13 protein-coding genes are annotated in these 14,010 nt (G+C 74.0%); all 13 read left to right on the top strand.

The window, feature by feature from the left end:
* The first annotated feature begins 55 nt into the window (after positions 1-55).
* The gene (hisD, locus tag OG322_RS28840; protein ID WP_123469926.1) at positions 56-1,378 is read left to right on the top strand and encodes a histidinol dehydrogenase; all 1,323 of its coding nucleotides are present in this window, start codon (positions 56-58) and stop codon (positions 1,376-1,378) included.
* Positions 1,375-2,547 carry a histidinol-phosphate transaminase gene (locus OG322_RS28845; RefSeq protein WP_123469923.1) on the top strand — a complete coding sequence of 391 codons (1,173 nt, stop codon included), beginning with the start codon at positions 1,375-1,377 and terminating at the stop codon, positions 2,545-2,547. The genes hisD and OG322_RS28845 overlap by 4 nt, the downstream gene beginning before the upstream one ends.
* Complete coding sequence (hisB, locus tag OG322_RS28850; protein WP_123469921.1) at positions 2,544-3,146, top strand: imidazoleglycerol-phosphate dehydratase HisB; 603 nt, start codon at positions 2,544-2,546, stop codon at positions 3,144-3,146. The genes OG322_RS28845 and hisB overlap by 4 nt, the downstream gene beginning before the upstream one ends.
* Positions 3,143-3,310 (top strand): hypothetical protein, encoded by a 168-nt coding sequence (locus tag OG322_RS28855; protein ID WP_164494307.1) that lies wholly within the window; start codon positions 3,143-3,145, stop codon positions 3,308-3,310. Before hisB ends, OG322_RS28855 begins: the two co-directional genes overlap by 4 nt.
* Positions 3,311-3,318: 8 nt before the next feature.
* Complete coding sequence (gene hisH, locus OG322_RS28860; RefSeq protein WP_123469919.1) at positions 3,319-3,960, top strand: imidazole glycerol phosphate synthase subunit HisH; 642 nt, start codon at positions 3,319-3,321, stop codon at positions 3,958-3,960.
* On the top strand, positions 3,960-4,685 hold the full coding sequence (gene priA, locus OG322_RS28865; protein ID WP_123469917.1) for a bifunctional 1-(5-phosphoribosyl)-5-((5-phosphoribosylamino)methylideneamino)imidazole-4-carboxamide isomerase/phosphoribosylanthranilate isomerase PriA: 726 nt from the start codon (positions 3,960-3,962) through the stop codon (positions 4,683-4,685). The genes hisH and priA overlap by 1 nt, the downstream gene beginning before the upstream one ends.
* Complete coding sequence (locus OG322_RS28870; RefSeq protein ID WP_123469915.1) at positions 4,682-5,080, top strand: RidA family protein; 399 nt, start codon at positions 4,682-4,684, stop codon at positions 5,078-5,080. Before priA ends, OG322_RS28870 begins: the two co-directional genes overlap by 4 nt.
* Entirely contained in the window at positions 5,077-5,832 is a 756-nt protein-coding gene (hisF, locus tag OG322_RS28875; protein WP_123469913.1) for an imidazole glycerol phosphate synthase subunit HisF, read from the top strand. The genes OG322_RS28870 and hisF overlap by 4 nt, the downstream gene beginning before the upstream one ends.
* A gap of 192 nt (positions 5,833-6,024) precedes the next feature.
* On the top strand, positions 6,025-6,954 hold the full coding sequence (gene bdeA, locus OG322_RS28880; protein WP_123469911.1) for a bis(hydroxyethyl) terephthalate hydrolase: 930 nt from the start codon (positions 6,025-6,027) through the stop codon (positions 6,952-6,954).
* Between the two features lie 224 nt (positions 6,955-7,178).
* Entirely contained in the window at positions 7,179-9,989 is a 2,811-nt protein-coding gene (locus tag OG322_RS28885; protein ID WP_124283826.1) for a helix-turn-helix transcriptional regulator, read from the top strand.
* A 195-nt stretch (positions 9,990-10,184) separates the two neighbouring features.
* Entirely contained in the window at positions 10,185-11,561 is a 1,377-nt protein-coding gene (locus OG322_RS28890) for a PucR family transcriptional regulator (protein WP_123471446.1), read from the top strand.
* Positions 11,562-11,782: 221 nt separating this feature from the next.
* Complete coding sequence (locus OG322_RS28895) at positions 11,783-13,381, top strand: sodium/solute symporter (RefSeq protein WP_329307198.1); 1,599 nt, start codon at positions 11,783-11,785, stop codon at positions 13,379-13,381.
* A 38-nt stretch (positions 13,382-13,419) separates the two neighbouring features.
* Positions 13,420-14,007, top strand: a complete 588-nt coding sequence (locus OG322_RS28900; RefSeq protein WP_123469907.1) for an ArsR/SmtB family transcription factor — start codon at positions 13,420-13,422, stop codon at positions 14,005-14,007.
* Positions 14,008-14,010: the final 3 nt, after the last annotated feature.

Here is a 14,010-nt window from a genome sequence, read left to right on the forward strand (position 1 = left end):
ATCAGCCAGTGATACGGGCGTCCGGGCGTCTGGGGCGGTCTGAGAGAATTGCGGTGTGATCTCTCGAATCGATCTGCGCGGCGATGCCCTCCCCGAGGGTGGCGCCCTGCGCGACCTGCTGCCCCGTGCCGAGTTCGACGTGGAAGCCGCCCTGGAGACGGTGCGGCCCATCTGCGAGGACGTACGCCATCGTGGCTCGGCGGCAGTGATCGACTGGGGGGAGAAATTCGACGGGGTGCGGATCGGCTCGATCCGGGTCCCGGCCGAGGCGGTCACCGAGGCGCTGGAGCGGCTCGATCCCGCCGTGCGCGCCGCGCTGGAGGAGTCGATCCGCCGCGCCCGCCTCGTCCACCGCGAGCAGCGCCGCACCACCCGCACCACCCAGGTCGTCCCCGGTGGCACCGTCACCGAGAAGTGGGTGCCGGTCGAGCGCGTCGGGCTGTACGTGCCCGGCGGGCGCTCCGTCTACCCGTCCTCCGTCGTCATGAACGTCGTCCCGGCCCAGGAGGCGGGCGTCGAGGGCATCGCCGTCTCCTCCCCGCCGCAGAAGGAGTTCGGCGGACTGCCGCACCCGACGATCCTGGCGGCCTGCGCCCTTCTGGGCGTCGACGAGGTGTACGCGGCCGGCGGCGCCCAGGCCGTCGCGATGTTCGCGTACGGAACGGCGGAGTGCCTGCCGGTCAACCTCGTCACCGGCCCCGGCAACATCTACGTCGCCGCCGCCAAGCGCCTCCTCAAGGGCCGCATCGGTATCGACGCCGAGGCCGGGCCCACCGAGATCGCGATCCTCGCCGACTCCACCGCCGACCCGGTGCACGTCGCCGCCGACCTGATCAGCCAGGCCGAGCACGACCCGATGGCCGCCGCGGTGCTGGTGACCGACTCCGAGGAGCTCGCCGCCGCCACCGAGGCCGAGCTGAAGCCGCAGGTTGCCGCGACCAAGCACGTCACCGACCGGATCGAGCCCGCGCTGGCCGGCCGCCAGTCCGCGATCGTCCTGGTCAACGACCTGGAGGACGGCCTCAAGGTCGTCGACGCGTACGCCGCCGAGCACCTGGAGATCCAGACCGCCGACGCCGCCGCCGTCGCCGACCGGGTCCGTAACGCCGGAGCGGTCTTCGTCGGCCCCTGGTCCCCGGTCTCGCTCGGCGACTACTGCGCCGGTTCCAACCACGTACTGCCCACCGGGGGCTGCGCCTGCCACTCCTCGGGCCTGTCCGTGCAGTCCTTCCTGCGTGGCATCCACATCGTCGACTACACCCGCGACGCGCTCGCCGAGGTCACGCACCACGTCGTGACCCTCGCCGAGGCGGAGGACCTCCCCGCCCACGGCGCCGCGCTCAAGGCCAGGTTCGGCTGGAAGGTCCCGCAGAAGTGAGAGACGACAGCACCACGAACGACAGCACCACGAACGCCGGCGGTACGCACAGCGGCACCACCCGCAACGCCTGGGACGACCTCCCGATCCGGGACGAACTGCGCGGCCAGTCCCCTTACGGGGCGCCCCAGCTCGACGTACCGGTCCGGCTGAACACCAACGAGAACCCCTACCCGCTCCCCGAGGCACTGGTCGACCGGATCGCCGAACGGGTCCGCGAGGCCGCCCGCGACCTCAACCGCTACCCCGACCGCGACGCCGTCGAGCTCCGCACCGAGCTCGCCCGCTACCTCAGCCGCACCGCCGGGCACCAGGTCACCCGTGCCAACGTCTGGGCGGCCAACGGCTCCAACGAGGTGCTCCAGCAGCTGCTGCAGACCTTCGGCGGCCCCGGGCGCACCGCGATCGGCTTCGAGCCCTCGTACTCGATGCACGCCCTCATCGCCCGCGGCACCGGAACGGGCTGGATCTCCGGGCCGCGCAACGAGGACTTCACCATCGACGTGGACGCGGCCCGCGCGGTCATCGCGCGCGAGCGTCCCGACATCGTCTTCATCACCTCGCCCAACAACCCCACCGGCACCGCCGTCGACGCCGAGACCGTCCTCGCGCTGCACGACGCCGCGCAGGCCGCCCGGCCGTCGATGGTCGTGGTCGACGAGGCGTACGGCGAATTCAGCCACCACGCCTCGCTGCTGCCGCTGATCGGGGGCCGCCCCCACCTGGTGCTCTCGCGCACCATGTCGAAGGCGTTCGGCGCCGCCGGACTGCGGCTCGGCTACCTCGCCGCGGACCCCGCCGTCGTGGACGCGGTCCAGCTGGTGCGTCTCCCGTACCACCTGTCCTCCGTCACCCAGGCCACCGCGCTCGCCGCCCTGGAGCACACCGATACGCTCCTCGGGTACGTCGCCCAGCTCAAGAGCGAACGCGACCGGATCGTCACCGAGCTGCGCGCTCTCGGCTTCGACGTCACCGACTCGGACGCCAACTTCGTCCAGTTCGGCCGCTTCGCCGACAGCCACACGGCCTGGCAGCACATCCTCGACCGGGGCGTCCTGGTCCGGGACAACGGCGTACCGGGATGGCTGCGGGTCTCCGCAGGGACCCCGGCAGAGAACGACGCGTTCCTCGATGCGGTACGCGAACTCAAGAAGGAGCACGACGCATGACTCGCGAGGCCCGCGTAGGAAGAGTGGAGCGGACCACCAAGGAAACCTCCGTGCTCGTCGAGATCAACCTCGACGGCACGGGCAAGGTCGATGTCGCGACCGGGGTCGGCTTCTACGACCACATGCTCGACCAGCTCGGCCGCCACGGACTCTTCGACCTCACGGTCAAGACGGACGGCGACCTGCACATCGACTCGCACCACACCATCGAGGACACCGCCCTCGCGCTCGGCGCCGCCTTCAAGCAGGCCCTCGGCGACAAGGTCGGCATCTACCGCTTCGGCAACTGCACCGTCCCGCTGGACGAGTCGCTCGCCCAGGTCACCGTCGACCTCTCCGGCCGCCCCTACCTGGTGCACACCGAGCCCGAGAACATGGCGCCGATGATCGGCGAGTACGACACGACGATGACCCGGCACATCCTGGAGTCCTTCGTCGCCCAGGCGCAGATCGCCCTGCACGTCCACGTCCCGTACGGACGCAACGCCCACCACATCGTGGAGTGCCAGTTCAAGGCGCTCGCCCGGGCCCTGCGCTACGCCAGCGAGCACGACGGGCGCGCGGCCGGAATCCTCCCCTCCACGAAGGGCGCGCTGTGACCGGCCTCAACACCATCCTGATCCTGGTCGGCCTCTTCCTGGCCGGCGGGGTCTACTCCTTCTCGAAGCAGGGCATGCCCAAGGGCGTCATCGTGCTGCTCGGAATCGGCTCCGTGATGTGCCTGGTCGCAGGCGTCATGCGGATCCAGGGACTCTGGGACTAGGGGCGGGCGTGGACACCAAGAAGAAGGTCGTCGTCTTCGACTACGGCTTCGGCAACATCCGCTCCGCCGAGCGCGCCCTCGCCCGGGTCGGCGCCGATGTCGAGATCACCCGCGACTTCGACACGGCGATGAACGCCGACGGGCTGCTGGTGCCCGGCGTCGGCGCGTTCTCCGCCTGCATGGAAGGCCTGAAGAAGGCCCGCGGCGAATGGATCATCGGCCGCAGGCTCTCCGGCGGGCGCCCCGTCATGGGCATCTGCGTCGGCATGCAGATCCTCTTCGAGCGCGGCATCGAGCACGGCGTGGAGACCGAGGGACTCGACGAGTGGCCGGGCACCGTCGGCCCGCTCAAGGCCGACGTCGTCCCGCACATGGGGTGGAACACCGTCGAGGCCCCCGAGGACTCCCGGCTGTTCGCCGGACTCGACCCCGAGGCCCGGTACTACTTCGTGCACTCGTACGCGGCGCACGAGTGGTCCCTCGAAGTCACCAACGCCAAGATCCGTGCCCCCAGGGTCACCTGGGCCACGCACGGTGAACGGTTCGTGGCGGCCGTGGAGAACGGCGCGCTGTGGGCCACCCAGTTCCACCCCGAGAAGTCCGGCGACGCCGGCGCCCAGCTGCTGACCAACTGGATCGAGACGCTGTAATGCCGAAGCTTGAACTGCTCCCCGCCGTAGACGTCCGCGACGGCCAGGCGGTCCGCCTGGTGCACGGTGAGTCCGGCTCCGAGACCTCCTACGGCTCCCCGCTGGAGGCCGCACTCGCCTGGCAGCGCGCCGGCGCCGAGTGGCTGCACCTCGTCGACCTGGACGCCGCCTTCGGTACCGGCGACAACCGCGCGCTCATCGCCGAAGTGGCCGGTGCCATGGACATCAAGGTCGAGCTCTCCGGCGGCATCCGCGACGACGCCTCGCTCGCCGCCGCCCTCGCCACCGGCTGCCGCCGGGTCAACCTCGGCACCGCCGCCCTGGAGACCCCCGAGTGGGTCGCCAAGGTCATCGCCGAGCACGGCGACCAGATCGCGGTCGGTCTCGACGTGCGCGGCACCACGCTGCGCGGCCGCGGCTGGACCCGCGACGGCGGCGACCTCTACGAGACGCTCGCCCGCCTCGACTCCGAGGGCTGCGCCCGCTACGTCGTCACCGACATCGCCAAGGACGGCACGCTCCAGGGCCCCAACCTGGACCTCCTGAAGAACGTCTGCGCCGCCACCGACAAGCCCGTCGTCGCCTCCGGCGGCGTCTCCTCGCTCGACGACCTGCGGGCCATCTCCTCGCTCGTCCCGGCGGGCGTCGAGGGCGCGATCGTCGGCAAGGCGCTGTACGCGAAGGCGTTCACCCTGGAAGAGGCGCTCAAGGCGGTCGCCGCATGACGGACTCCGTCAACCGGATCTCCTCCGGCGCCCCCTGGGAGGAGCAGTTCGGCTACTCCCGCGCGGTCGAGCTCCCGGGAGGCCTGGTGCTGGTGGCCGGGTGCACCTCGGTGGCCGGCGGGGAGATCTCCGCCGGCGGCCCCTACGAGCAGGCCGTCGCCTCCTTCGAGGTCGCGTTCGAGGCGCTGAAGCAGGTGGGCCTCGGCCGCGAGGACGTCGTGCGGACCCGGATGTACCTCACGCACGCCCGGGACGTCGACGACGTCGGCCGCGCCCACAAGGAGCTGTTCGACGACGTGCGCCCCGCCGCCACCATGGTCATCGTGTCCGGTCTCGTGGACCCGAGCCTGGTCGTCGAGATCGAGATCGAGGCTTATCGGGCAGGTGCCCGATGACGCTCGCGGTACGAGTCATCCCCTGCCTCGACGTGGACAACGGCCGCGTCGTCAAGGGCGTCAACTTCCAGAACCTGCGCGACGCCGGTGACCCTGTCGAGATGGCGAAGCTGTACGACGCCGAGGGCGCCGACGAGCTGACCTTCCTCGACATCACCGCCTCCAGCGGCGACCGCGAGACGACCTACGACGTGGTGCGCCGCACCGCCGAGCAGGTCTTCATCCCGCTCACCGTCGGCGGCGGCGTCCGCACCACCGACGACGTCGACAAGCTGCTGCGGGCCGGCGCGGACAAGGTCGGCGTCAACACCGCCGCCATCGCCCGCCCGGAGCTGATCCGAGAGATCGCCGAGCGCTTCGGCCGCCAGGTCCTGGTGCTCTCCGTGGACGCCCGGCGCACCCCCGCCGGCACCTTCGAGGTCACCACGCACGGCGGCCGCAAGGGCACCGGCATCGACGCCGTCGAATGGGCACACCGGGCCGCCGAGCTCGGTGCGGGCGAGATCCTGCTCAACTCGATGGACGCCGACGGCACGAAGGACGGCTACGACACCGAGATGATCGCGGCCGTCCGGGGCCACGTGACCGTGCCCGTCATCGCCTCCGGCGGTGCGGGGCGGCTCGCGGACTTCGCACCGGCCGTCGGCGCGGGAGCCGACGCGGTCCTCGCCGCGTCCGTCTTCCACTTCGGCGATCTGCGGATCTCCGAGGTCAAGGGCGCCCTCCGGGAGGCCGGCCACCCGGTCCGCTGAGCACGGGCAGGCGTCACCGGCCGCGAAGACCGGTGAAGTTGCCGATGTGTGCGACCGGGGTGCACCGCGAAAGTGGCGACCGCCAGAGAAATACGGCGGTTTCCACGCGGTGCACCCCGAAGGCCCCAGGTGACGACGGGCCCCCGGTCCCTGCCCGGCGTGGCTCCCGCCACGACCGAGAGGACCCCCCTCGTGCAGCAGCACCTCCCCTCCGGCGACATCTCCCCGCGCCACCGGATGTCCAAGAGCCGCTCCCGCATCGTCAAGGGCCTGCTGGCCGCCACCGTCGCCACCGCGGGTCTGTGCACCGCGCTGACGCCGGGCGCCCAGGCCGCCGGAAACCCCTACGAGCGCGGCCCGGCCCCGAGCAGTTCGAGCATCGAGGCGAGCCGCGGTTCGTACGCGGTCTCGCAGACCAGCGTCTCCTCGCTGAGCGTCAGCGGCTTCGGCGGCGGCACGGTCTACTACCCGACGTCGACCGCGGACGGCACCTTCGGCGCGGTCGCCATCGCGCCCGGCTTCACCGCTTACCAGTCCAGCATCGCCTGGCTCGGGCCGCGGCTCGCCTCGCAGGGCTTCGTCGTCTTCACCATCGACACCAACACCACGATGGACCAGCCCGACAGCCGCGGCCGCCAGCTCCTGGCCGCGCTCGACTACCTGACGCGGACGAGTTCGGTGCGCGGCCGGATCGACACCACCCGGCTCGGCGTGATGGGCCACTCCATGGGCGGCGGCGGCACCCTGGAGGCCGCGAAGAGCCGCACCTCGCTGAAGGCGGCGATCCCGCTGACCGGATGGAACCTCGACACCACCTGGCCCGAGGTCCGTACCCCCACCCTGATCTTCGGCGCCGACGGTGACACGATCGCCCCCGTCGCCACCCACTCCGAGCCGTTCTACCAGTCGCTCCCGAGCAGCCTGGACAAGGCGTACGTGGAGCTGCGCGGGGCCACGCACTTCACCCCGAACTCCTCCAACACCACGATCGCGAAGTACAGCATTTCGTGGCTGAAGCGCTTCATCGACAACGACACCCGGTACGAGCAGTTCCTGTGCCCGCTGCCGGCGGTGAGCCTGACGGTCGCCGAGTCCCGGGGCAACTGCCCCCATACCTCGTAGTTCCTGACGGCGGATGAGGGGCCGGACCGCTAACCGCGGTCCGGCCCCTCATCCGTCCCCGGCCCCTCCCGGCGCAGGGCCCCCACTGTGTGCGCGCACAGCCGACCGCGGCCCGCGTTGGGAGGGTGCCCCGCAACCGGCCGCGGACCGGGCGGCGGCGGACGCACACCTTCCGAGCCTGTTCACGCGGAAGTAACGTGCCGGCGGTGACCCCAATGACGACCGTGCACAGTCCCCTCCGGCTGTACGGCCGCAGCGGTGAACTCGCCATCCTGGACACGCTGTCGGCGCGGCTGCGCAACGGCGACGGCGGTGCGCTGGTGCTGACCGCGCTGCCGGGCATCGGCCGCACCGCCCTCCTGGACGGAGCCGTCGCCGCGCACCGCGAACGCGCTGTCGGCCCCGTCCTGACCGCCACCGCGGCCCCCGTCGAACAACGGCTGCCCCACAGCGGGCTGCACGCCCTGCTCTGCTCCGCGCCCGGCCCGCTCCCGCTGCCGCCCGACCAGGTGCTGCGCGACGGCATCGGACCGGCGGACCTGCTCACCCTGCTGCGGGAACTCGGCGCGGACCGGCCGCTGATGGTGTGCGTGGACGACGCGCACCTCTGGGACGCCGAATCGCGCGCCGCCCTCGGTTTCGCGGCCCGCAGGCTCGGCGCGGGCAGCCGGGTGGCGGTGGTGCTCGGCGCCGGGGACGGGGCGGGCTTCGCGGGGCTGCCCGCGCTCCGGCTCGGCCCGCTCGACGACGACGCGGCGGCGGCCCTCCTGGACCGGCTCACCGGCGCCGCGGGCGCCGCGGACCACCCGGTCGACCCGGTGGTCCGCGGCGAACTGCTGCGGGAGGCGGCCGGGAACCCGCGACTGCTCACCGGACTCGCCGGCCGGCTCACCCCCGACCAGCTCGCCGGGCGGACCGCGCTGCCCTCCCCGCTGCCCGGTGGCGAGGACGTCCTGGACGCGCACGCCGCCCGCCTCGGCGGACTGCCCCCGGACACCCGCACGCTCCTGCTGCTCGCGGCCGCCGCCGAGGAACACGAGCCGCAGGGTGCGGGCGCCGACGCCGCCCTGCTGCTGCGCGCCGCCACCGCGGCCGGGCTCGGCCCGGCCGCGCTCGACCTCGCGCTGCTCACCCCCGCCGGGACCGCGGGCGCACTCCAACGCGCGGGCAACCGCGTCCACTTCAGCCATCCGCTGCTGCGCCGGGCGATCCTGCACCGCGCCACCCCGCAGCGCCGCCGCGCGGTGCACGGACTGCTCGCCACCCTGCTGGCGACGGGGACCGCAGGTCTCCGCGGCCGGGTCCGGCCCGGCGGAGCCACCACGGCGACGGGGCCGCCCGCGCTCGCGGCGCTCGTCCAGCGGGCCGGTGCGGCCGCCGGCCTCGATGCCGCGCTCGCCGACGCGCTGGAGGCGGCGGCCGTCTCGCCGCGGCCGCACGCCGAGCGGGCGGCCGCACTCGCCCGCGCCGCGATGCTCTCCACCGACGAGGGGCTGCGGGCCGACCGGTTCGCCGCGGCAGCCGAGCACACCCGGCTCGCGGGCGACGCCGGGCGGGCCCGTGCGCTGCTGGCCAGGGCCGGCGGACGGCCCCCGCACGGCGGCGCGCACCGCGTGCGCGGGCTGCTCGCCCTGCGCGACGGGCCGGCCGCCGACGCCCGCGAGGAACTGCTCACCGCCGCGGCGCTGCTCGCCCCGCACGATCCCCGCCGCACCCTCGACGCGCTCCTCGGCGCCGCCGAGGCCGCCTGGGCGATGGGCGACGCCCTCGCCTACCTCGACGCGATGGCCCGGATCACCGTCCCCGTACCCGAGCGGGCCCTCGCGCAGTACCGCGACGGAATGTGCGCGATGCTGCGCGGCCGGGTCACCGAGGGCCACGCCCTGCTGCGCCACTGCCTCGACTCCGCCGGCCGGGCGCGGGATCCCGCCGCGATGCTGCGCGCCGGGGTGGCGGCGCTGGTGCTCGGCGACATCGACGCCGCGTGCCGGTCCGGGGCCAGGGCGCTGGCCGCCGTACGGGTGACCGGTCCGGACTCCCTGCTGCCCCAGGCCCTGGAGCACCTGGCGTACGCCGAACTCCGAGCCGGGCGTCATGCGCGGGCCCGCGCCCACGCCCTGGAGGGCCTGTGTGCCGCCCGCCGCACCGGACAGCCCAACACCGCCGCCCATCTGCACGCCGTGCTCGCGCTGGCCGCCTCCGTGGAGGGCGGCACACAGCCCTGCGCCGCGCACGCCGACGCCGCCCTGGCGGGCGCCGGACCGCACGGCCTCGCCCAGGCCGCGACCCTCGCCACCTGGGCGCTCGCCCGTGCGGACCTGGCCGCCGGACGCCCCGGCGAAGCGGCGGCCAGGCTCGGCCCGCTGGTCCGGCCCGGTCCGCGGCGCGGGCACTTCGCGGCCCGGATGCTCGCCGTACCGTGCTTCGTCGAGGCGTCAGTCCTGGCCGGGCGAACGGACCGGGGCGGGGGAGTGGGCCCGGTCGCCGACGCCGTCGCGGAGTTCGCCGTCTGGGTCACGTACACCACCGACCCCGCGGCCCCCGCCCAACTGGCCCGCTGCCGGGCCCTGCTGGCGCCGCCCGGGGAGGCGGCCGGACGGTACGAGGAGGCGCTCGCCCACCACGACCGCACCGGCGGCGACTTCGAACGCGCCCGCACCCAGCTGCTGTACGGGGCATGGCTGCGCCGGCGCCGCCGCACCCGGGAGGCCAGGGAACCGCTGCGGGACGCGCTGGTCGCCTTCGAGCGGTGCGGCGCGCGGGCCTGGGCGGACCGGGCGGGCGGCGAACTGCGGGCCGCCGGCGAAGCGGTGGAGGGGGCCGCCGCCGGGCGAGCTGACCCGCTCTGTGCGCTGACCCCGCAGCAGCAGCGGATCGCCCGGTGCGTCGCCGAGGGCGCCACCAACCGCGAGGTGGCGCTGCGGCTCTCGGTGAGCACGCGGACCGTCGACCACCATCTGCGCAATGTGTTCGCGGCGCTGGGCGTGCGCTCCAGGACCGAACTGGCCACGATGCTCGGCCGCCGGAGCGGGTGACGCGGCTGCCCGCGGAGGCCGGGTCAGCGGCCCCGGAGCCGGGAGGTTGCAGGACCGTGATGAGAAGTACGCCGCAGACCCCTAGGTACCGACTGGGCGGTATGCCATTCTGCGGGCGTCAGGATCATTCGGTGTGCTCATGCCCAACGCAGGGCTGGGCGATCCGGAGCCGGCCGAATCCCGGTGGAGGCCGCCATGCCGCAGGTCGTACGTTCACGGGTCAGGGCGCTGCACGGGCCGCCCCCCGTCGCGCCGGTGCCGCGCCGCTTCCGTTCGCTGGCCGACCGGGAAGCCGTCGCCGTGCTGCACCGGGCCGCCCGGGTGCTGATCGAGGCGCTGCCGGAGCTGACGGACCGGCTCGTCGAGGCGCTGCGGGAGCGGGAACCCGCCTACCGCTCCGCGATCGAGGCGGACGCGGCGGACATCTGGCAGGAGGTGCACCACTCGCTGCGGCACAACGTCGCCTCGCTGATCCAGCCCCGGGAGTTCCGGGACGCAGCCCACCGCACCTCCCGGCGGATCGGGGAGATCCGGGCCGAACAGGGCCTGCCGCTCGACGCGGTCCTGCACGCCTTCCGGATGGGTGGCGCGATGGTCTGGCAGGACCTCGTGGACGAGACCGCACGCCGGCACCCCGACGACACCCGGCTGCTGGTCCATGTCGCCGCGGACGTCTGGAACTTCGTGGACGAGCACTGCGGCGTCGTCGCCGACGCCTACCGGCAGACGGAACGCCGGCTGGCCTGGCGCCGGGAGAACCGCCAGCGTCTGATGGCGGCGGCGCTGCTGGACGGCACCGCCCGGATCGCCGAACTGCCGGACGCCGCGGCGGTGCTGGGGCTGCCGGAGCACGGCAGGTACGCGGTGCTCGCGGTCTCCACGCCCCGCCCCGCCCCGCACGGCACCGCGCACCCGCCGATGGCGCTGCCCACGGGCACCGACGCGCTCTGGCACCCGGGCCCGGACGCGGAGTTCGCCATCCTGCCGCTGAGCCCGGGCGCGGCGGCGGAGCCCTGCGCGGCGCTCACGGACGCGGCCGGACCGGCAGCCCCGGACGAGGCCGGTACGCGGCCCGGCGCACCGGCCGGCGCGGTCGACGCGGATGCCGGACTCGCCTCCCTGGCCGCCGGGTTGTCCGCCCCGCCCGGTGCCCGGATCGGCATCAGCTCCGTCGTCGACGGGCTGGCGGCCGTCGGGGACGCCCGGCGGCTCGCCGAGACCGCCCTGCGGGCGTGCCCGGCCGGCGGCGGGGTCGTCCTCCTCGACGAACAGCTGCCCGCCGCCCTGGTCGTCTCGTCCCCCGGGCTCGGCACGGCGCTCGCCGCCCGGGTGCTGGGACCGCTGGACCGGCTGGACCCCGCCGACCGCGACGTACTCATCGAGACGCTCACCGCGTGGCTCGACTCCGACGGCTCCGCCCAGCGGGCGGGGGCCCGGCTCTACTGCCACCGCAACACCGTCCTGAACCGGCTGCGCCGCTTCGAGCAGCTGACCGGCCGCTGCCTGACCCGCCCGTCCGACGCGGTCGAGGTCTCGCTCGCCCTTGCCGCGCGCCGCCTGCTGGCCGGCTGACGGGGCCCACCCGCCGTCCGTGGCGCGGGCGGCGGCTGGGCTCCCGCACAGTTCCCGGCGCTGCGGGCTGTACCGGCGCACCGCACCCGCCCCGCCCGCTGTACGCGCGACCGGGTGCCTGATGCCGTAACGCCCATGTCTTCAGCGCCCCCGACACCCCGCACCCCCGCGAGCGCCTGCGCGCCGGCCGCGACCCGTGCCCCGGCCCCGGGAACACACCGGTGAGCGGCGCCTTCGACGCCCGGTCGCTGGCCGTGGTCGTCTTCCTCGGATTCGTCGCCGTGTCCCTGCTGCTGTGCGGGCTGGCCGCGGCGGACGAGGACGACCCGGAACACTTCTACGCGGGCGGCGACTCCGCACTCGGCCCGGCCGGCGCCGGTCTGGCCATCGCGGGCGACTACATCTCGGCGGCCACCCTGCTCTCCACCACCGGTGCCGTCGCGCTCGCCGGTTTCGACGGCATCCTGTTCGCCGCCGCCACCGTCGCCTCACTGGTGCTGGTCATGCGGATCCTGGCCGAACCGCTGCGCCGCAAGGGCGTGTTCACCCTCGGGGACTTCCTCGCGGACCGGCTCGGCGACCCGTCCGTACGCCGCGCCCCGGGCATCACGACCCTGGTCGTCCTGGCCCCGCTGCTGCTGGTGCAACTCGCCACCGCGGGACGGGTCATGGCCGCCATGTCCGGGCTGCCGGACGGGGAGCTCACCGGCTGCACCGTGGCCGGCGGTGCGCTGATGGTCTGCTACTCCGCGGTCGGCGGAATGCGCGGCACGGGGTACATCCAGATCCTGAAGGTCGCGGTGGTGCCGGCCGCCGTGACCCTGCTCGCCGGCCTGGTGCTCGCCCGCTACGGCTGGAACCCGTTCGCCCTGTTCGACGCGGCCCGGCGCGGCAGCGGGACGGGCGGCGCCTACGCGCGCCCCGGGCTGCAGTTCGGCCACACGGTCGCCGGCGCCCTGGACCTGCTCGGCTTCCAGCTCACCCTGCTCCTCGGGGCCGCGTGCATGCCGCACATCATGATGCGGCTGCACCCGATGCGCGACAGGCGGACCGTGCGCCGCGCCACCCTCTGGGCCTCGGTCCCGGTGGCCTTCCTGTGCCTGGGTGTCGTCGTGGTCGGGTTCGGCGCGTCCGCCCTGCTGGGCCGCGAGGTCCTGCGGGCCGCGGACCCGGCGGGCGGTACGGCGCTGCTGATGGTGACGGGCGCCCTGGGCCCGGGCGCCGGCGGTCCGCGGGAGAGCCTGCTGTTCGCGTGCGTGGCCTGCGCGGTGTTCGCCACGACGCTGGCCGCGGTGGCCGGCATCACCCTGGCCGCCGCCTCGTCCCTGGCCCGCGACTTCACGGCGAAGGCCCGTACCCGTACGGCCGTCCGGTCCGGCCGGTCCGCCGGACGCGAGATCCTGCGCGCCCGGCTGTTCGTCGTCCTGATCGGCGCGCTCTGCGTCTGGGTGTCGGCCTTCACCCACGACCGCAATCCGCAGGTGCTGCTCTCGCTCTCGTTCGCGGCTTCCGCCTCCGTACTGCCGCCGGTCCTGCTGTACGCGCTGTTCAGGCCGGGCTTCAGCGCGCGGGGGGCGCGCTGGACGGTGTACGGCACGCTGCCGCTGACCGTCGCCCTGATGGTGTTCTCGCCCGCGGTCTCCGGTACGCCGGTCGCGCTCCTCCCGGACCGCGACTTCCACTGGTTCCCGCTCCAGACCCCGCGGCTGATCACGATCCCGGCCGGATTCCTCCTGGGGTACCTGGGTTCCCGCACCGGCCGGGCGCGGCGGGTGCGGGAACCCGGTCGCGAGAATCGCACAGCCTTTATTGCGCAATAGATATTGCGCAAGATTTCTTTCTTATCTACCGTGGGGGCATGGCAAGCAACGAATCACGCCGGGTGTCCGACCTCGGCACGCTCAAGGCGTTCGGGCACCCGCTGCGGATGAAGCTCTACCGGGCGCTCTACATCGCCCGGCAGGCCACCGCCTCGCAGCTCGCGGAGCAGGTGGACGAGCAGGTCTCACTGGTCAGCTACCACCTGCGCAAGCTCGCCGACCACGGCCTGATCGAGGCGGCCGACGGACCGGGCAGGGACGGCCGCGAGCGCTGGTGGCAGCCCGCGTCGAAGGGGCTGAGCTTCCACGACGAGGACTTCAGCGACGCGCCGGAGAAGGCCGCCACCCACACCGCCGTCAGCCGGCTCTCGTTCGACCAGCACATCGAGCTGTACCGCCGCTTCCTGGACGCGTTCCGGAGCTGGACGCCCCCGTGGCGCAAGAGCTCCTTCGCCTCGGAGTACCTCGCCCGGCTGAACCCGGAGGAGCTCGCCGCGCTCGAACGCGAGCTGCACCAGGTCATCAACCGGTACGAGGAACAGGGCCGCGCCCGCGACGAGGCCGGAGACACGGAGAACCGCGAGAACGTCGCGATGCACCTGTACGGATTCCCGTTCCGGACCTGACCC

It is taken from the genome of Streptomyces sp. NBC_01260, assembly GCF_036226405.1.
GTDB classification, from domain to species: domain Bacteria; phylum Actinomycetota; class Actinomycetes; order Streptomycetales; family Streptomycetaceae; genus Streptomyces; species Streptomyces laculatispora.